The 19,427-nt window shown below is 36.9% G+C and carries 13 protein-coding genes, 1 tRNA gene and 1 pseudogene; 14 read left to right on the plus strand and 1 reads right to left on the minus strand.

The window, feature by feature from the left end:
* Nucleotides 1-80: 80 nt before the first annotated feature.
* The 10 genes and pseudogenes from BUB12_RS09430 to BUB12_RS09475 all read left to right on the plus strand — a co-directional run bounded on the left by BUB12_RS09430 (nt 81) and on the right by BUB12_RS09475 (nt 12,595).
* Nucleotides 81-154, plus strand: a tRNA-Gly gene (locus BUB12_RS09430).
* A 171-nt stretch (nt 155-325) separates the two neighbouring features.
* A complete protein-coding gene (locus BUB12_RS09435) occupies nt 326-2,029 on the plus strand; it encodes an ABC-ATPase domain-containing protein (protein WP_072890348.1) in 1,704 nt (567 codons plus the stop codon).
* Nucleotides 2,030-2,045: 16 nt separating this feature from the next.
* Nucleotides 2,046-3,194, plus strand: coding sequence for a tRNA epoxyqueuosine(34) reductase QueG (gene queG / locus BUB12_RS09440; protein ID WP_072890350.1), 1,149 nt, complete (start codon nt 2,046-2,048; stop codon nt 3,192-3,194).
* A gap of 11 nt (nt 3,195-3,205) precedes the next feature.
* Nucleotides 3,206-3,718 carry a methylated-DNA--[protein]-cysteine S-methyltransferase gene (locus BUB12_RS09445; protein WP_072890352.1) on the plus strand — a complete coding sequence of 171 codons (513 nt, stop codon included), beginning with the start codon at nt 3,206-3,208 and terminating at the stop codon, nt 3,716-3,718.
* A gap of 58 nt (nt 3,719-3,776) precedes the next feature.
* Nucleotides 3,777-4,616 carry an amidase domain-containing protein gene (locus BUB12_RS09450; protein WP_072890353.1) on the plus strand — a complete coding sequence of 280 codons (840 nt, stop codon included), beginning with the start codon at nt 3,777-3,779 and terminating at the stop codon, nt 4,614-4,616.
* A gap of 47 nt (nt 4,617-4,663) precedes the next feature.
* Nucleotides 4,664-5,137 (plus strand): tRNA (uridine(34)/cytosine(34)/5-carboxymethylaminomethyluridine(34)-2'-O)-methyltransferase TrmL, encoded by a 474-nt coding sequence (gene trmL, locus BUB12_RS09455; RefSeq protein WP_072890355.1) that lies wholly within the window; start codon nt 4,664-4,666, stop codon nt 5,135-5,137.
* 462 nt (nt 5,138-5,599) lie between these two features.
* Nucleotides 5,600-8,460, plus strand: a pseudogene (locus BUB12_RS09460) (2-oxoglutarate dehydrogenase E1 component).
* Nucleotides 8,447-9,700 carry a 2-oxoglutarate dehydrogenase complex dihydrolipoyllysine-residue succinyltransferase gene (gene odhB, locus BUB12_RS09465; protein ID WP_072890358.1) on the plus strand — a complete coding sequence of 418 codons (1,254 nt, stop codon included), beginning with the start codon at nt 8,447-8,449 and terminating at the stop codon, nt 9,698-9,700. The pseudogene BUB12_RS09460 and the gene odhB overlap by 14 nt, the downstream one beginning before the upstream one ends.
* A 274-nt stretch (nt 9,701-9,974) precedes the next feature.
* Complete coding sequence (locus BUB12_RS09470) at nt 9,975-11,267, plus strand: NCS2 family permease (protein ID WP_200801045.1); 1,293 nt, start codon at nt 9,975-9,977, stop codon at nt 11,265-11,267.
* A gap of 140 nt (nt 11,268-11,407) precedes the next feature.
* Nucleotides 11,408-12,595: a NupC/NupG family nucleoside CNT transporter gene (locus BUB12_RS09475; protein ID WP_072890360.1), complete on the plus strand. Its 1,188-nt coding sequence runs from the start codon at nt 11,408-11,410 to the stop codon at nt 12,593-12,595.
* Between the two features lie 714 nt (nt 12,596-13,309).
* Here the strand turns inward: BUB12_RS09475 and BUB12_RS09480 are convergent.
* Nucleotides 13,310-14,653: an MATE family efflux transporter gene (locus BUB12_RS09480; RefSeq protein WP_072890363.1), complete on the minus strand. Its 1,344-nt coding sequence runs from the start codon at nt 14,651-14,653 to the stop codon at nt 13,310-13,312.
* 91 nt (nt 14,654-14,744) lie between these two features.
* Here BUB12_RS09480 and BUB12_RS09485 point away from each other — a divergent pair, with 91 nt between their 5' ends.
* From BUB12_RS09485 to BUB12_RS09500, 4 genes are all read left to right on the plus strand, one after another.
* Entirely contained in the window at nt 14,745-15,815 is a 1,071-nt protein-coding gene (locus tag BUB12_RS09485) for an undecaprenyldiphospho-muramoylpentapeptide beta-N-acetylglucosaminyltransferase (protein WP_072890365.1), read from the plus strand.
* Between the two features lie 423 nt (nt 15,816-16,238).
* Complete coding sequence (locus BUB12_RS09490; RefSeq protein ID WP_072890367.1) at nt 16,239-17,249, plus strand: ABC transporter substrate-binding protein; 1,011 nt, start codon at nt 16,239-16,241, stop codon at nt 17,247-17,249.
* Between the two features lie 89 nt (nt 17,250-17,338).
* Complete coding sequence (locus BUB12_RS09495; RefSeq protein WP_072890369.1) at nt 17,339-18,196, plus strand: ABC transporter permease; 858 nt, start codon at nt 17,339-17,341, stop codon at nt 18,194-18,196.
* Nucleotides 18,196-19,404: a quaternary amine ABC transporter ATP-binding protein gene (locus BUB12_RS09500; protein WP_072890370.1), complete on the plus strand. Its 1,209-nt coding sequence runs from the start codon at nt 18,196-18,198 to the stop codon at nt 19,402-19,404. The genes BUB12_RS09495 and BUB12_RS09500 overlap by 1 nt, the downstream gene beginning before the upstream one ends.
* Nucleotides 19,405-19,427: the final 23 nt, after the last annotated feature.

The raw sequence follows: 19,427 nt of genomic DNA on the forward strand, positions 1-19,427 counted from the left end.
ATGAACATCTGAGAATAAGCTAGTAGATGCAGGGACATGATTGAGCGTAAATTAAAACTTAATAATTTTCTATATACCATGCGGGTGTAGTTTAGTGGTAAAACCTCAGCCTTCCAAGCTGATGTCGAGGGTTCGATTCCCTTCACCCGCTCCATAATACATATGTCTTAACGCAGTATTTCGTAATGAGCTTACGAAGTATTGCGTTTTTATTTTCTGATTAATCCCACCCCAAAAGTAACTCATTTCTTTGTTCAACACTTGAACTCACCAAAACTTCAATAGTATGCTATATTTAACAATAAATTAATTTGAGGGATTATCGATGAATCGTTTAATACAACAGTTAAAGCAATTAGATGGAAAAGGCTATAAAGGATACAAAAGTGTTCAAGGTCACTACAAATTTCCAAAATATGATTTATATATAGATTATGTCCAAGGAGATCCATTTGCATCTCCATCCAAAATCAGAGTAGTTATTTCAAAGGAAAAGCGCGCAATCCATTCTGAATGGTTGCTAAACAAGTACCGTAAAGTAGCAACAGAAGACCGACTAGCTAGGGAAGTAGGGAAAGCGGTTCTTCAAAATCGCACGTTCATAAAAGGATCTGGAAAAAGTGGGGCTGTACTTTTTGATACACCTGGACAAGAAATATTAGAAAGAACAGCTGTTCAAATAACTTCATCACAGATTACTATTTGTTTGTCTGTTGGTTTCCCGGCAAATGGTCGACGAATAAATGGGAAGGAAGCAATAAAATTATTGGCAGAAGTTATTCCTTCCATTATTGAGAACTCGATTTTTTCTATTAGTAATGATGAAATTGAAAAAGCAGTAAAGCTACAGGATCAGCAGCAAGCAATTAGAAAAGAAATGGCTGATAAAAACTGGGTGGCTTTTATTGCCAATGGTTCCATTCTGCCTAGAGAAAGTGGAGTAAGCAATCGAACATTGAAAGGTGCTATTCCATTTCAGAGCCCACCAGAAAATGAAGTTTCCATTACAATACCTCATCAACAGGAGCCAATTGTTGGTATGGCGATACCTAAAGGCATTACATTAATTGTTGGTGGAGGATATCATGGGAAGAGTACCTTCCTTGAAGCATTGGAACGTGGTGTCTATACTCATACAAAAGAGGACGGACGAGAATTTGTCTTAACGGATCCAGAAGCAGTTAAAATCCGTGCAGAAGATGGCAGGAAAATAACGGGTGTCAACATTTCGCCCTTTATTAAAAATTTGCCACACGGACAAAATACGGTGAATTTTTCAACAGAAAATGCTAGTGGTAGTACGTCACAAGCAGCAAATGTTATAGAAGCATTGGAAGTAGGTGCATCAACTTTATTGATTGATGAAGATACAAGTGCAACTAACTTTATGATTAGAGATTATCGAATGCAAAAGCTAGTTACACAGGATAAAGAGCCTATCACCCCATTTATTGATAAAATAACACAACTTAAAAGAGACTTGGGAACCTCAACGATACTAGTTATGGGCGGTTCAGGTGATTACTTTGATACAGCCGATACGGTCATCATGATGGATGAGTATGTTCCACGTAATGTTACGGAAAAGGCAAGGGAAATTACACAACAATTTCCTAGTGAAAGAAAGTCTGAAAAAGAGTCTACTTTTGGTGAGATTGTACACCGACAATTTCAACAAAATTCTTTACAAACACAAAAAGGAAAACGATCGAAAACCCAAGCAAAAGGGTTAACAACGATATTAATGGGGAAAACAGAAATTTCCTTTAATCATACGGAACAATTGGTAGATTCTTCACAAACACGAATGATTGCAGAGATGATACAATACTTAGATAGAAAGAAAAACTTAGAGAAGCAATCTCTACATGAATTACTGAATCTAATAGATGATCAAATAGATAAGCATGGATTAGCATCATTTACGGTGAACCGGGATCAACACCCTGGCGATTTAGCAAGGCCAAGACGATATGAAATTGCATCTGTTATTAATCGGATGCGAACAGCAAAAGTGAAACAACTATAGAAAGGGGGCAACCTCTATGAAAATAGAAGACTTAAAGCAAGAAATCATTGAGTATAGTAAAGAAATTGGAATTGACAAAATAGGGTTTGCTTCTGCAGATGTATTTAGTGAATTAAAAGAACGGTTAAGAAGACAACAGGAATTAGGCTATCAATCAGGCTTTGAAAAAGGTTCTATTGAAGAACGGACAGAACCAAAAAGGCTATTACCACAGGCACAATCGATTATTTCTATCGCTATTGCATACCCATCAAGGATGAAAGATGCTCCAAAAGGAACTAAAGAAAATAGACGAGGGATTTTTTGCAGAGCATCATGGGGTGTGGATTACCACCACGTTTTAAAGGAACGTCTTGAAAAATTAGAAGCCTTCATTAAAGACAAGGTAGCTGAAGCTTCTACAAAAATTATGGTTGATACAGGTGAATTGTCAGACCGTGCTGTTGCAGAAAGAGCAGGTATTGGTTTTAGTGGAAAAAATGCATCGATTATTACTCCGGAGTTTGGTTCATTTGTCTACTTAGGAGAGATGATTACAAATATCCCATTTATACCAGATTCACCCGTTGAGGATAGCTGTGGGGACTGTCGCAAATGTCTTGATGCTTGCCCAACAACTGCATTAGTTGATGGTGGTCAGTTGAATGCACAGCGTTGTATTGCCTTTTTAACTCAAACAAAAGATTTTCTACCAGAAGAATTTCGGTCAAAAATTGGCAACCGTGTATATGGTTGCGATACTTGTCAGCAAGTTTGTCCTAAGAATAAAGGGATAGATTTTCATATTCATCCAGAGTTTGAACCTGAACCAGAAGTTGCAAAACCAAAATTAAAACCGATGCTTCGTATGTCGAATCGTGAATTTAAGGAAACATTTGGTCATATCTCTGGCTTCTGGAGAGGGAAAAAGCCGCTACAACGAAATGCTATTATTGGCCTTGGGCATTTTAAGGATAAAACAGCAGTAGAAGAGTTAATTGCTGTTCTTCAACATGATCCACGCCCTGTTATTCGTGGAACTGCAGCATGGTCATTGGGTAAAATCGGTACAGAAGAAGCAATCGATGCAATTAAAGAAGCAATGGAAAAAGAAAAAGATGAGCAAGTATTATATGAAATGGAAAAAGGGTTAGCTTTTCAAGAATCGACTAGTACTCTGAATTAAAGGGGAATTTGATGGTGTTATTTTTTGATGAATTCGAAACACCCGTAGGAACAATGATGGCAATGAGTAATGGAGAACATGTGGTACGATTGGAATATGGTACCTTGGAACAGTTTAAGAAAAGTCGAATGAATTGGCTTGATCAGTATTTTAAAAACTCGGAAATTACACATGACCCTAGTTATTTAGAACAAGTAACAAGGGAAGTGAATGAATATTTTCAGATGAAGCGAAAAGAATTTTCTTTTGATTTTATGTTATACGGCACATCCTTTCAAAAAAAGGTCTGGCAAGCACTATTCGATACAATACGATTTGGCGATACCAAATCATATAAGGACATAGCAAATACTATTGAAAACCCGAAAGCAGTTAGGGCTGTTGGTGGAGCAGTAAATAAAAACCCGATTTCTATCGCTGTTCCATGCCACCGTGTAATCGGAGCCAATGGAAAATTAGTTGGGTATAATGGTGGTCTAGATAAGAAAACATTCTTATTAGAACATGAATCTATGAAACTTTAAAACTAACTATCTTTATACAAGCATCCTCTCCATATAAATATAGTGGAGGGGATTTTACATGGAAAAATTAAAACAATTGTGGTTTGATTTTTTAGAATCTGATCGTAATGATACATGGTGGAAACGTAAAAAAGAACTTTGCTCAAAGAGAGATGTTGAAATCATACAAATCAAAGGAAAAGGGAATATATTCCGTAGAACAAAATACGACCATAAAGAAGAAGTGCATTATTTAATGCATCTTTCTTTTTTAATGAAACAAGGCAAACATTTTTATCTGGAAGAAAAGGTTAGTCCATATCGTTTTTTACTGGATGGGGATACGATATCTAAGCACCAAGAAATACCCGCACAATATTTGACAGATAAGAAATTGGGAACAATAGAGCCAGATACGAAACGAACCGGTGAAAGATTTGATTATAATCGGATGGCTGCCGTACGATATGCAGAACGATGGTGGAATAGTTACAATCCAGAGTTCAGACAATTCGATGTAGATTGTACCAATTATATTTCACAGTGCCTCTATGCTGGTGGTGCACCAATGCGTGGCGCACCAAATCGAAATCAGGGTTGGTGGTATCAAGGAGATAATTGGAGCTTCAGTTGGGCCGTAGCCCACTCTCTAAGGTGGTATTTAAGTGGTTCAACTCAAGGATTAAAGGGAAGAGAAATGAATTCTCCGGAAGAATTAACATTAGGAGATGTAATTTGTTATGATTTTGAAGGAGATGGACGTTGGGATCATACAACTATTGTTGTAGCAAAGGATGCGTACGGGATGCCGCTAGTGAATGCCCACACTGACAATAGTCGCCATCGATATTGGTCATATGAAGATTCAACAGCATGGACAGAAAATATTCAATATAAGTATTTTAAAATTGGTGAGTAATGGTATAATAAATAAGTTCTTAAGATATTTTAAAAGGAGAATGAAAAGTGGGTTTACATGTAGTACTATTTCAACCAGAAATTCCTGCCAATACTGGCAATATTGCTAGAACTTGTTTAGCAACAGATGTAACATTACATTTAATTCATCCATTAGGTTTTTCAACCGATGATAAAATGGTTCGACGTGCAGGGTTAGATTACTGGAAGCATGTTGATATACAAGAGTATAACTCCATTCAAGAATTATATGACCGTTATCCTGAAGGGGATTTTTATTATATCGAAAACTTTGGAACAAAACATTATACAGACTATGATTTTAGTGATGTAGATGAGGAAATCTTCTTTGTATTCGGTCGAGAAACGAATGGAATACCTAAAGAATTACTAGTTGGAAAAGAAGACAAGTGCCTTCGCATTCATATGAATGACAAAGTGCGATCGTTAAACCTTTCCAACACGGCTGCTATTATCATCTACGAAGCAATGCGTCAACAAGGATTTCCTAATTTAACTTAAAAAAAACGTCATGCTGGGTGCATGACGTTTTTTTTATTGATTATGTTTAGGTACTCCTGGTTTTGCTTCGTATCCTGAGGTTAAGCAAGATACTATGAATGTAATTACTACACCAATGATAAGAGCTAGTTTCATGTGTATGTCCTCCTTGTATGTAACGATAGCTTAATTATTATATATATTATTCTCCCCCTATTATAGCGAATATCATTCGTAATGTGAACTGTAAGTATGTAAATTTATTGAACATTTCATAGCACAAGGACATGTAGATAAATTTTCCTAATTAATAGAATATATTATAAATACAATAATTTGCATAAATCGACTAACATATATTGTTCTCCTACATAAAATAAGGTATATTAGTTGATGTAGTAACAGTTGAGTTCTATAATGAAAGATGAATTTGAAAACACCGTTATCAACGGAGAAAGTTCACTTCAAATGGGGGTATAAAACGTGGCACAGAATGATGAATCTGCAGAAAGATTCTGGGGAGAATTTCATGGTCCGAACATGGGGTATGTAGAAGAACAATATGAGTTGTACAAAGAGGACCCTCAAACTGTTGATCCTTCTATTAAGGAATTATTTGATCAACACGGGGCTCCGACTTGGATTTCCCAACCAACTAATATTTCAGAAGGATCTGTCTCTACATCTATCGATAATGTAGAAAAGCTTACCTCAGCAATCAAACTTGTTGAGGCTATTCGTCGTTTCGGACATTTGGAAGCAGACATTTATGCTGTTGGTTTGCATAAGGAACGAAAATCAGAGCTTTTAGATCCAAAAACATATGGATTAAGTGAACAGGACTTGAAAAATATTCCTGCATCATGGCTATGGAAGAAAGCGCCAGCTGGTGTTGACAATGGTTATGATGTTGTAAAAGAACTAAAGAAATATTATACAGGAACAATCACATTTGAATTTGACCATGTCGATGATGAGAAAGAAAGACAGTGGTTATTAGATAGAATTGAGTCAGGTAATGCTAGACTTGATTTATCAAATGATGAGAAAAAAGAATTATTGAATCGCCTGGCTGAAGTAGAAGGGTTTGAAGGATTTTTACAGAAAACGTTCGTAGGGCAAAAACGTTTCTCCATTGAAGGTTTGGAAACGATGGTTCCAATGCTAGATGGAATTGTAAAAAGTGCGGTTCAAGATAAGGTAGAAAACATTATGATGGGGATGGCACACCGTGGTCGTTTAAGTGTACTAGCACACGTACTAGGAAAGCCATTGGATAAAATTTTCTCTGAGTTCCATCATTCACCGAACAAAGAACTAATTCCTTCAGAAGGATCAAGAGGAATTAATTATGGTTGGACTGGTGATGTTAAATACCATTTTGGTGCAGTGAAAGATGTTGATGAATCAGAAACTAGAACACGTATTACATTGGCACATAACCCGTCCCATCTTGAATTTGTAAATCCAGTTGTAGAAGGGTTTGCTCGTGCAGCACAAGAAGACCGTTCCGAACCAGGATATCCAAAACAAGATGTAAATAAAGCGATTCCAGTGCTAATCCATGGGGATGCAGCTTTTATTGGTGAAGGTGTTGTTGCTGAAACATTAAACCTTGCAAACTTACCAGGCTACCGAACTGGAGGTACTCTGCACATCATAGCAAACAACCTTGTTGGTTATACAACTGATCAACAAGAAGGTCGTTCAACTCGTTATGCTAGTGATTTAGCAAAAGGATTTGAAATTCCAATTATGCATGTTAATGCAGATGACCCAATCGCATGTATATCTGCTGTACGTGTGGCATATGAGTATCGACAAACATTTAATAAAGATATTCTAATTGATTTGGTTGGTTACCGTCGTTATGGTCATAACGAAATGGATGAACCACGAGTTACTCAGCCATTGTTATATAAAGAAATTGACAATCATCCAACAGTAGCTAACGTTTTTGCAAAACAGCTTGAAGAAAAAGGCGTTATTACTACAGATGAATTTAATAGTATGAAAGAAAATATCAATAATAACCTTCAAGAAATCTATGATGGAATGAAGGAAAATGATTCAGACAAAGTAACATGTCAACCGATGCCAGAGGCGTTGAATGAGGACCTAGGCAAGTTTAAAACAGCGGTTCCACTAGAAGATTTAAAATCTCTTAATGATGGGTTATTAAAACGTCCTGAAGGGTTTAATGAAAACAAAAAATTAAGCCGTATTCTAAAACGTCGTAAAAATGCTTTAGAGGAAGGCAATAAAGCGGACTGGGGTGCAGGGGAAGCATTAACTTATGCATCAATTCTCCAAGATGGTATTCCGATTCGTTTAACAGGTCAAGATTCCGAACGTGGTACTTTTGCTCATCGTCACGCTGTCTTAAAGGATGTAGAGACGAATGAAAAATATTGTATTATGCATGGATTAGATGAAGCAGAAGCTTCTTTTGATATTCGAAATAGTCCATTATCGGAAGCAGGAGTATTAGGATTTGAATACGGATACAGTGTTCAATCTCCAGAGACTTTAGTACTATGGGAAGCGCAATTTGGTGACTTTGCGAATGCTGGTCAGGTTGTATTTGACCAATTTATTTCTGCTGCTCGTGCTAAATGGGGAGAAAAATCGAATATGGTAATGTTGCTTCCTCATGGATATGAGGGACAAGGGCCAGAGCATTCTAGTGCAAGATTAGAGCGCTTCTTACAAATGGCTGCCGAAAATAATTGGATTGTTGCTTATGTAACATCATCTGCACAATTCTTCCATATCGTTCGTAGACAGGCAGCATTGAATGGTCGTGAAGAAGCTCGTCCATTGGTATTAATGACACCAAAAAGTAGTTTATTACGTAATCAAATCATCGCTTCAGAAGCAAAAGAATTTACAGATGGGAAGTTCGAAGCATTACGTAATCAACCAAACTTAAAAGTTAGCAAAAAGAATGCTAAACGTCTACTAATTGGTAGTGGAAAAATAATGGTAGATATCGAAGAAGCAATAGGTGAATCAGATGAGAAATTTGATTGGCTTCGTGCAGTTAGACTAGAGCAAATATATCCTTTCCCTACTAAAGAACTGGAAAAGGTAATTAAAGACCTACCAAACCTAGAAGAGATTGTTTGGGTTCAAGAAGAGCCTAAAAATATGGGTGCATGGGATTTCGTAGATGATTATTTAAGAGAGGCTTTACCAGAAGGTGTTGAGCTACGCTATATCGGTCGTCCAGATCGTTCTGCACCTGCAGTTGGTGAACCAAATATTCATAAACACGAACAACAACAAATTATACAACAAGCACTTAACTTAGCTTAGGAGGAGATTCTAGTGAAAGAAATTAAAGTACCGGAACTTGCCGAATCAATTACAGAAGGAACTATCGCCGAATGGTTAGTAAAAGTAGGGGACAAAATCGAAAAAGGTGACCCAATTGTTGAATTAGAAACTGACAAAGTAAATGTAGAAGTTAACTCCGAGGTATCCGGTGTTTTAACGGAAATTGTTAGTGACGAAGGCGAGGACGTTGAAGTAGGAGACATTATCGGAAAAGTTGATGAAGCTGGAGTCGCTGGTGGCGATAACTCTGCACCAGCAGAAGCACCGAAAGAAGAACCTAAAGCAGAAGAAAAAGTAGAAGAAGCAGCACCACAAGTACAAGAACAGGAAGAAACTAGCAAACATGATGTTATTGCAACACCTGCAGCTAGAAAACGTGCACGCGAATTAGGTATTGATTTAAGTGCAGTGGCTCCTCGTGATCCACTAGGTCGTGTTCGTCCTGAAGATGTGGATGCAACAGCTAAAGCAGCTAGTCAACCAAAATCAGAATCAAAACCTGCTAAAAAAGAAGCAGCTAACCCAGAAAAAACAGAATTTGATAAGCCGGTAGAGCGTGTGAAAATGACACGTCGTCGTCAAACAATTGCAAGTCGTCTAGTGGAAGCACAGCAAACAGCTGCAATGCTAACTACGTTTAACGAAGTAGATTTGACAAATGTAATGAAGCTTCGCAGTGAACGTAAAGAGAAGTTCATCGATAAACACGGTGTAAAACTAGGATTTATGTCATTCTTCACTAAGGCAGTTGTAGGTGCTCTTAAAGACTTCCCACTGTTAAATGCAGAAATCCAAGGTAATGAACTAGTAATTAAGAAATTCTATGACATTGGAATTGCTGTATCTACAGATGATGGTCTAGTTGTTCCAGTTGTTCGTGATGCTGACCGTTTAGATTTTGCAGGAGTAGAACGTGAAATTTCCAATCTAGGTAAAAAAGCACGTAATAAAGAATTAGGATTAAGTGATTTACAAGGTGGTTCATTTACAATCACTAATGGTGGAACATTTGGTTCAATGCTTTCAACTCCAATCCTAAATGCACCACAAGTTGGAATTTTAGGAATGCATAACATCCAAAAACGTGCGATGGTTATGCCAGATGATACAATTGAAGTACGTCCGATGATGTATTTAGCATTATCTTATGACCACCGTATTGTTGACGGAAAAGAAGCTGTTCAATTCTTAGTAAGAGTAAAACAGTTACTAGAAGATCCATATGATCTTTTACTAGAAGGTTAATAGAAGAATACCAAAGCCTCGTTATGTGGATACTCATAACGAGGCTTTTTCTTGGTAATTAATAACTATAGTTTTCCCTAGAGTCAGTAGATAAAAAATGTTATACTCTGTAAGTGCTGTTTTAGGAAACTATAGTTTATCCATCATGAAACGTGGATTAGACGAGGCCTATCCAATAAGGATAAGTGGAAGAAGCTAGGCCCTTACGAATACCTCTGTAATATATGTGCTCGTAAATTTAACTGAAATTCAAATCTTTTGGAAGGTGTGCATCATGGAACGATTATTTAAATTTAATCAAAATAATACTACGATAAAAACGGAAGTTACAGCTGGTATTACAACTTTTTTAACAATGGTATACATCATTGTTGTAAACCCTGCCATTTTATCATCAGCAGGGATTCCGTTTGAACAGGTGTTTATGGCTACGGTAATTGCTGCTGTGGTTGGTACACTAATTATGGCTTTATTTGCAAACTATCCAATTGCAATAGCACCAGGTATGGGATTAAATGCATACTTTGCTAGTGTAGTAGGTTCTCAAGGGTTATCCTATCAAGTGGTATTGGGATGTGTATTTTTAGCAGGTCTGTTATTTATATTATTAAGTTTAACTAAGCTAAGAGAAACGTTAATCTCTGCTATTCCAGCCTCATTAAAATATGGGATCACATCAGGAATCGGTTTATTTATTGCATATGTTGGTTTAAGAAATGCTGGTATCGTTGAAGCTAACCCTGAGACGATTGTTGGCCTTGGTGATCTGCATAATTCAATGACCCTTTTAACGATTGTAGGTCTATTAATTACTGTTATATTGTATGTTTTACATATTAAGGGAGCACTTTTCTTTGGAATGCTAATCACAGGAATTATTGCTTATTTCACGGGACATTTAGAGTTTACAAATGGTTTCATATCAACACCACCATCACCAGTGTTTTTTGATATGGATATTGGTGGAGTCATTACGAATGGATTGTATACAGTTGTATTTGCATTCTTACTAGTAACGATATTTGATACTACCGGTACCTTAATCGGTGTTGCTGAACAAGCAGGCTTTATGAAAAAAGGAAATCTACCGCGGGCGAAACAAGCGCTTTTAGCTGATGCTACTGCAACAACAGTTGGTTCAATGTTTGGGACAAGCCCATCAACTGCATATATCGAATCTACTTCGGGTGTAGCTGCTGGTGGTAGAACAGGATTAACGTCATTAGTCGTTGCTGGTCTATTTTTCTTTTCAATTTTCTTTACTCCAGTTATTGGTGCAATTGCAGGTATTCCGGCAATTACTGCACCTGTATTAATTATTGTTGGTACATTTATGATGGAGGGGCTTTCGCGAATTGATTGGAAATCGTTTGATGAGGCTTTTCCTGCTTTTGCCATTATTTTAGTAATGCCATTTACTTCTAGTATTGCAACTGGAATCGCAATTGGATTTATCACATACCCAATTCTTAAGTTAGTAAAAGGTAAAGGAAAAGAAGTACATTGGATTCTGTATCTATTTGGACTTATCTTTTTATTACAGATGATTTTTATTCCTACTCATTAACCTAGACGCAGGTCTTACACCTGCGTCTTCGATATTCCTATTGGATTTTTATAGTAAAATATGTCGTTTAGGGCATAACTAAAACTCGATAAACTAATAAACAGTACATAACTTTTTTGAAATATAAGGAGGACTTTTCCGTGGATATACTTCTAGGAATTTTAGCTATCATCGCACTCTTCGGAATAGCTTATTTGATGTCAAATGATCGACGCAATATTAATTTTACTGGGATTGGAATTATGCTCTTAGCCCAGTTATTGACTACTTGGTTTATGTTTTCGACAAGAATTGGTCAGATGATTATAAATGCCATTTCTGATGCTTTTAATAAATTAATCGAATTTGGTACAGAAGGTGTTAATTTTGTTGTAGGAGGAATTGTCAGTTCAGAAGGTGGAGTTTTCTTCTTTAACGTATTATTACTGATTATCTTTTTTGCAACGATTCTCTCTGTTCTTACGTACTTAAGGATTTTACCAACGATAATAAAATATGTTGGTGGATTAATTTCAAAAATTACTGGTTTGCCTAAAGTAGAATCGTTTAACGCAGTAAATAGTATCTTTTTCGGTCAATCAGAAGCCTTACTTGCAATAAAAACACAGTTCCATCATTTGAATGCGAATCGTCTGTACATTGTTAGTGCTTCAGCAATGGGGTCTGTTTCTGCATCAATTGTTGGTGCTTACTTACAAATGTTGCCACCACAATATGTATTAGTAGCATTGCCTCTAAATATGTTCAGCGCCTTAATCTTGGCATCAATTATTGCTCCAGTGAAAGTGCCAAAAGAAGAAGATCACGTTGATATTAAAGATGTTTCAGAAGATAATAGTATTTTTGAAGCGATGGCCAATGGAGCATTAGAAGGTGGTAAAATTGCACTTATCGTTGCAGCTATGCTAATTGCATTCATTGCCTCACTTGAATTAGTGAACTGGATTATTCAATTAGTATTTGCTGGATTAACTCTTCAAGAAATATTAGGATACATCCTTTCTCCAATTGGTATCCTCATGGGAATTCCAACTAGTGAAGTTGTGGAAGCTGGAGGAATAATGGGAACTAAAATCGTTACTAATGAATTTGTTGCGATGCTTGATTTCCAGAAAGTGATGCATGAGATGTCAGAAAAAACAGTGGCTGTCGTTTCTGTATTTTTAACTAGCTTTGCTAATTTCTCTTCAATTGGTATCATTGCAGGAACTGTTCAAGGTATCGACGCTAAAAAAGCTGGTGCAGTTTCTGGGTTCGGTCTAAAATTATTAATCGGAGCGACACTTGCATCTATCCTGTCTGCAACGGTTGTTGGATTGTTTGTATAATCTTTAAAGTAAAAAACTCATTAGCAATAATTGCTAGTGAGTTTTTTGTTATGTCATGTGCTTTTATAGGTGGTCTCGATGCCGGAAGAGGAAGAAGAGAGTAATTTACGGTAATCGAGAGAGTGTGTCGATGCCGGAAGAGTAAGGTGAGAGGATTCTACGGTAATCGAGGAGTAGTCTCGGTGCCGGAAGAGAAGGAAGAGAGGATTCTACGGTAATCGAGAAGGAGTCTCGATGCCGGAAGAGAAGGAAGAGAGGATTGTACGGTAATCGAGAAGTGGTCTCGATGCCGGAAGAGAAGGAAGAGAGGATTCTACGGTAATCGAGAGCGGGTTTCGATGCCGGAAGAGGAGGAAGAGAGGATTGTACGGTAATCGAGAAGTGGTCTCGATGCCGGAAGAGGAGGAAGAGAGGATTGTACGGTAATCGAGGAGTGGTCTCGATGCCGGAAGAGAAGGAAGAGAGGATTGTACGGTAATCGAGGAGTAGTCTCGCTGTCCGTAGAGGAGGGAGCAAGGGTTGTACGGTAATCGAGGAGTAGTCTCGCTGTCCGTAGAGGAGGGAGCAAGGGTTGTACGGTAATCGAGAAGTCGTATCAATGCCCTTTGAGAAAGAACGAAGAGTTAAAAGGTGATCGAGCATGTACCCTCAACCCCTTTAGAGAAAATAAAAAAATCTAAGGTAACTGATCCAGCTACCTTAGAAAAAAAAGAATTAGTTATATTTTTTCTGTAATTGAAGAAGCCTGAATAATAATGCAATCGCGCCACTACTTAGACCAACTATTATTCCGACCCAATACCCAAATGGTTCGAGTGAGGTATAATTTGCTAAAATCCAACCAGTAGGCAACCCTATAAACCAATAAGAAACTAGTGCAATAACAAGTGTCATGTTAACATCTTTATAGCCTCGAAGTGCCCCTTGAATTGGTGCACCAAAAGCATCAGCTAACTGATAAAAGATAGCAAAATAAATAAATTGCTTCGTTAACTCAATTACAGCTGGGTCACCGTTATATAATCTCGCTACGGCATCATCAAATATAAACAGAATAATGCCATTAAAGATGGCAATAAATAATCCACCACTAATTCCTATTAATCCATAAGTTTTCGCATCATTTAGACGCCGTGCACCAACCTCAAATCCAACAGCAATGGTTAATGCCATACCGACACTTAGCGGAATCATGTATAGTAGTGATGCAAAGTTCATTGCAGCTTGGTGTGCGGCAATTGTATTTGTGCTATAGACACTCATTAGTAGGGTGACTGCTGAGAAAATACTAGTCTCAAAGAAAATAGCAAAACCAATTGGGATACCTATTTTTAACTGTTCCCACCACTCACTAAAAGCTGGCTTAACCCAATTGGAGAAAATGCGATAGTTACGCAATGGTCGTACTTTGTAAATAACAGCAATCGTTATAATACATACGAGCCAATAGGTTAAAGCTGTTGCAATTCCAGAACCAATACCTCCAAAGGCTGGAACACCGAATTTACCAAAGATAAAAATATAATTAAAAAGAATATTAATTGGTAAGGATATTAAAATAATGAACATGGAAATTCTTGTTTGACCGAGTGCATCGATGAAACAGCGCAATGTATTAAAAATAAATAATGGGATAATTCCAGTACTTACTGCTACTAAATAATAAAAAGCAATGTTGCGTACTTCTGATTCTAAGTCCATTAAATTCAATATGGGTTTAAGCACGATAATACCTAATAAAACAATGGCAACTGCTAATGCAATAGCCAAATAAATAGCTTGTTGCACTTTTCTAGGAACGTCATCATTTGCTTTAGCCCCAGTAAGGTGAGCTATAATAGGAGTAATTGCTAACAAGATTCCATTGATTCCTGTGAAGATTGGCACCCATAAGCTTGAACCGATCGCAACACCTGCCAAATCTTCTGCACCTGCTTGACCAGACATCACCGTGTCGAAGAAGTTCATCAAATACATACCGACTTGGGTAATTAAAATAGGCAACATAATAATCGTAAATAATTTTATTTTTTCTCTAATTGTTTTTGTTTCGTACATAAAACTCTTCCTTTTTTTATATTTTTCTAATAGGATAGAGAAGGAAATCACAAATTTAAAATAGGTATTTGTAAGAAAGGATTCCTAAATAATGACAAATAAACGTATTCTTTTTACCGGTGGTGGTACTGCCGGCCATGTAATTGTTAATTTAGCTCTAATTCCTATGTTCCAAAAAGCTGGCTGGGAAATTGATTATATTGGATCCAAAGATGGCATTGAAAAAAAATTAATTGAACCATTAGATAATGTAACATACTATCCGATTTCAACTGGAAAGTTAAGAAGGTATATGTCAAAAGAAAACTTTAAGGATCCGTTTAAAGTAATGAAAGGTACAATGCAGGCAGCACGAATTATCGGTAAACGAAAGCCTACCGTTATTTTTTCAAAAGGTGGGTTTGTATCTGTTCCCGTAATTTTTGCTGCGAAGATGCGCCGAGTACCGGCGATAATCCATGAATCTGATTATACTCCAGGTCTGGCGAATAAGCTAGCTATCCCTTTTGCGAAAAAGGTATTGGCAACATTTCCCGAAACGATGAAATATTTACCTGAACAAAAAGCCGAATATGTTGGGGCTGTTATTCGTGATGAATTATTTGAGGGACGTAAAGAAGATGGATTAGCCCTGTGTGGATTTACAAAAGAAAAACCTGTCCTATTAATTATGGGAGGAAGTGGTGGAGCACAGAAAATTAATGAAACGGTTAGAGCTAGTTTAGATGAGCTGCTCCCGCATTTTCAAATCGCCCATATATGTGGACATGGTAAAACTGATGAGAACGTTAAAAGAGAAGGTTACGTCCAGTTCGAATATGTAAACGAAGAACTAAAGGATATTTTCGCTTGTACAGACTTTGTTTTGTCTCGTGCAGGCTCGAATGCAATCTTTGAGTTTTTAGCTCTACAGATTCCGATGTTGCTTATCCCACTTTCAAGAAGTGCGAGTAGGGGTGACCAGATTATCAATGCTAATTCCTTTAAAGAGAAAAGTTATGCACGAGTGCTAGAGGAAGAGGATCTAACCCAAGAAAGATTAGTAGAAGAATTAGAAAAACTAAAGAATCAAGCTCCTGTGATTACAGATAATATGAAGAAATATAGTAGTGAGAAATCAAGAGATCGTGTGATTGAGTTAATAAAAGAAATAGCAAAATGATGGGAAGCGGAATAAGGATTTCAACTGAAAATGTTGAGTTTCCTTATTCCGCTTTTTGTTGGTGGGACAAAGGGAAGGCAACTTGTCTCACCAACAAATCTTTAGTATATCCGAGTTATGTAGAGTATAATGCGCAATCTATCTATTATCGTTAAATTATCGTAGTTTAAATAATAATATTCATAAATAATCAAGAAATATCCGAGTTTATCCAGTTTGATTATATCTTGTGGGTTTTATAACATTATAAGTGTTGCTTATTACTATCCTTTCTACTTTCCGCATTCACTATTTTATTTTCCGTTTACTAATCGATTAATTTTTCAACTTAATATACTTAATATGCTAAAGGGTAGCAAATTTAGTGTGCGTATTTTCTGAAATGGATAGGCCAATTTAACTAAACAAAAAAGGGGATTTTTCATGAAGAAAGTAATAATATTTCTAGCAGCCACTTTGTTAGTTGTACTAGCTGCTTGTGGTTCAGAAACAGGATCAAACAATGATTCAGATAAAGGAATAGATACTATCACTCTTGCAGATGCTGGTTGGGACAGTATTCGAGTACATAACAGCATTGCACAAACAATTTTGGAAGAAGGCTATGGATATGATACTGAAGTCACTTCCGGTTCAACAGCTGCAACTGTACAAGGTTTACGCGATGGAGATATAAATGTCTACATGGAAATTTGGACAGATAATATTAAAGAAGTATATGAAGAAGCAACGGAAGCGGGAGACTTTGAGACTGTTTCAGTAAACTTTAATGATAATGTACAAGGTTTATATGTACCAACTTATGTAATTGAAGGTGATGAAGAACGTGGCATTGAACCTTATGCACCTGAATTAAGAACAGTAGAAGATTTAAAAAAATATCCGGAAGTATTTGAAGACCCAGAAGACCCTGGTCGTGGACGTGTCATCAATGCACCAAGTGGTTGGGCAGTAAATGAGGCTATTACTGAAAAGTTTGAAGTATATGGATTAGAAGAAACAATGAATAACTTTATGCCTGGTTCTGATGCAGCAGCAGTTGCTGACTTAGTAGACTCTTATGAGGCTGGTGAACCATGGGTAGGGTATTATTGGTCGCCTACACTAATTACTGCAAAGTATGATTTAACTCTATTAGAAGAGCCAGAATATGATGAAGCAACTTGGAATGAAACAAAAGCAACAGAATTCCCACCGAATGATGTAGTAGTTGCTGTTCATAAGGACTTCCCTGAACAAGCTCCTGAAGTATATGAGTTTCTACAAAACTATGAAACTAGTAGTGAGCTAACGGGTGAAGCATTAGTCTACATGGACGAGAATGGTGTAGAGCCAGACGAAGCAGCTAAATGGTGGATGACACAACATGAAGATTTATGGACTAGTTGGGTACCAGAAGATATTGCTGAAAAAGTGAAAGATGCTCTACAGTAAGTAAAAAAGAGCAGCTAGCCTTTTGGTTGGCTGCTTTTCTACATTAATAAAAAAAGAGAGGTGAATGGGCTGCATATGCAGTCTGACCTATGGGAAGTTTTCCAGATATAAGTACAGAGATAGGATTATATGTTAAAAATATAGTTGATTTCTTAGATGATTCATTAGAGGGTTTATTTGATTTTATAGCATTGATGTCGTCAAGAACCATTAATGGAATAGAAGACTTTTTAGTTTGGATGCCATGGTGGAGCTTTATTTTAGTTATCTTTTTATTGGGATGGTATTTCAAAACAGTATTTGCTGGAGTACTTTATGGATTTTTTATTTTCTTAATCGGTACATTTGGTTTATGGGAAGATATGATGACTACCATAGCCATCATTCTAACAGCAGTACTTATTTGTTTAATCATCGGAATACCATTGGGTGTCTGGATGGCTTTTAGTAAAGGATTCTCAACCGTCATGAGACCACTACTAGATGCGATGCAGACGATGCCAAGTTTTGTTTATTTAATACCTGCAATTTTCTTCTTCGGTTTAGGAAATGTTTCCGCTATTTTTGCTACATTAATCTATGCATTACCTCCAGTGATTCGTCTAACCGAACTCGCTATACGTGGTGTGGATAAAGAAGTAATTGAATCTGCACAGTCCTTTGGTTCTTCTAGATGGCAAATGCTAAGAAAAGTACAGCTTCCACAGGCATTACCTACAATTATGGCTGGGGTAAACCAGACAACGATGATGGCATTAGCTATGGTTGTTATTGCTTCAATGGTAGGTGCACAAGGGTTAGGAGAACAAGTACTCGTTTCAATTAACCGTATTGATATTGCCTTAGGATTTGAAGCCGGAATTAGTATTGTATTTTTGGCCATCATTATTGACCGAATTACGAATGGTGTTGCTGGGAAATTTCAAAAGCATCGGGGGGTAAACTAATGACTACAAAGATTAAAATTGAACATGTATCTAAAATATTTGGGCCAAAACCAAAGACAGTTATTCCTATGGTTGAATCTGGTAAGTCAAAAGAAGAAATCCTATCGGAAACAAATCATACCGTTGGTGTATATGATGCATCATTGGAGATAAAAAAAGGTGAAGTGTTTGTCATCATGGGTTTATCCGGTAGTGGGAAATCTACATTGATACGTTGTTTCAATTTATTAAACAAACCGACAGCTGGGTCAATTTATATTGATGATGAGGATATTGTTAAATATGATAAAGAACAACTTAAAAAAGTTAGGCAAGAAAAGATTGCCATGGTGTTCCAACATTTTGGTTTATTTAGTCACCGTACGATACTGGCAAATGTGGAATATGGACTAGAAATTCGTAATATTCCTAAAGAGGAACGCCGAGAAATTGCCTTGAAAAATATTGAAATTGTTGGTTTAAAAGGCTATGAAGATAAATATCCAGATGAACTCTCTGGGGGAATGCAGCAACGTGTAGGGCTAGCTCGTGCTCTAGCAAATGATCCTGACATATTATTAATGGATGAACCGTTTAGTGCCCTTGATCCATTGATAAGACGGGAAATGCAATTAGAATTGTTAGACATACAAGATCGTTTACAAAAAACAATCGTCTTTATTACCCACGATGTAAATGAAGCATTCCAAATTGGAGATCGAGTTGCAGTGATGAAAGATGGGCACGTCGTACAAGTTGGTACACCAGAAGAAATAATCGATGCACCAGCTAATGATTATATCTCTGAGTTTATTAAAGACATCGATCGTTCTAAAGTTGTTCAAGCAGAACATATTATGATTAAACCTAATGCGCTAGTCTCCGAAAAAGATGGACCTAAAGTAGCAATTAGAGAGATGGAAGAAAACGGGATATCTAGTGTGTTTGTTGTTGATCGGGGACGACGTGTAAAAGGAATTGTCACCATTGACGATGCCATTGAAGCAGTAAAAGAGAAAAAGGGACTACAGGATATTTTACGGAATGATTATTCTATCGTTCACAAAGATGAGTATATTAGTGATCTGATTCCTAAAGCACTCGAGTCAAAATATCCACTAGCTGTAGTGAATGAAGAGGATAAGTTAGTAGGATTCATATTAAGAGTTCACGTACTTTCTGGATTAGTTTCAGATGATGTTACAGAAAGTGATGAATATATTGTATAAGGATGATAAAACGGTATGGTGGA

The sequence above is a fragment of the Ornithinibacillus halophilus genome, assembly GCF_900129485.1.
GTDB lineage: Bacteria > Bacillota > Bacilli > Bacillales > Amphibacillaceae > Ornithinibacillus > Ornithinibacillus halophilus.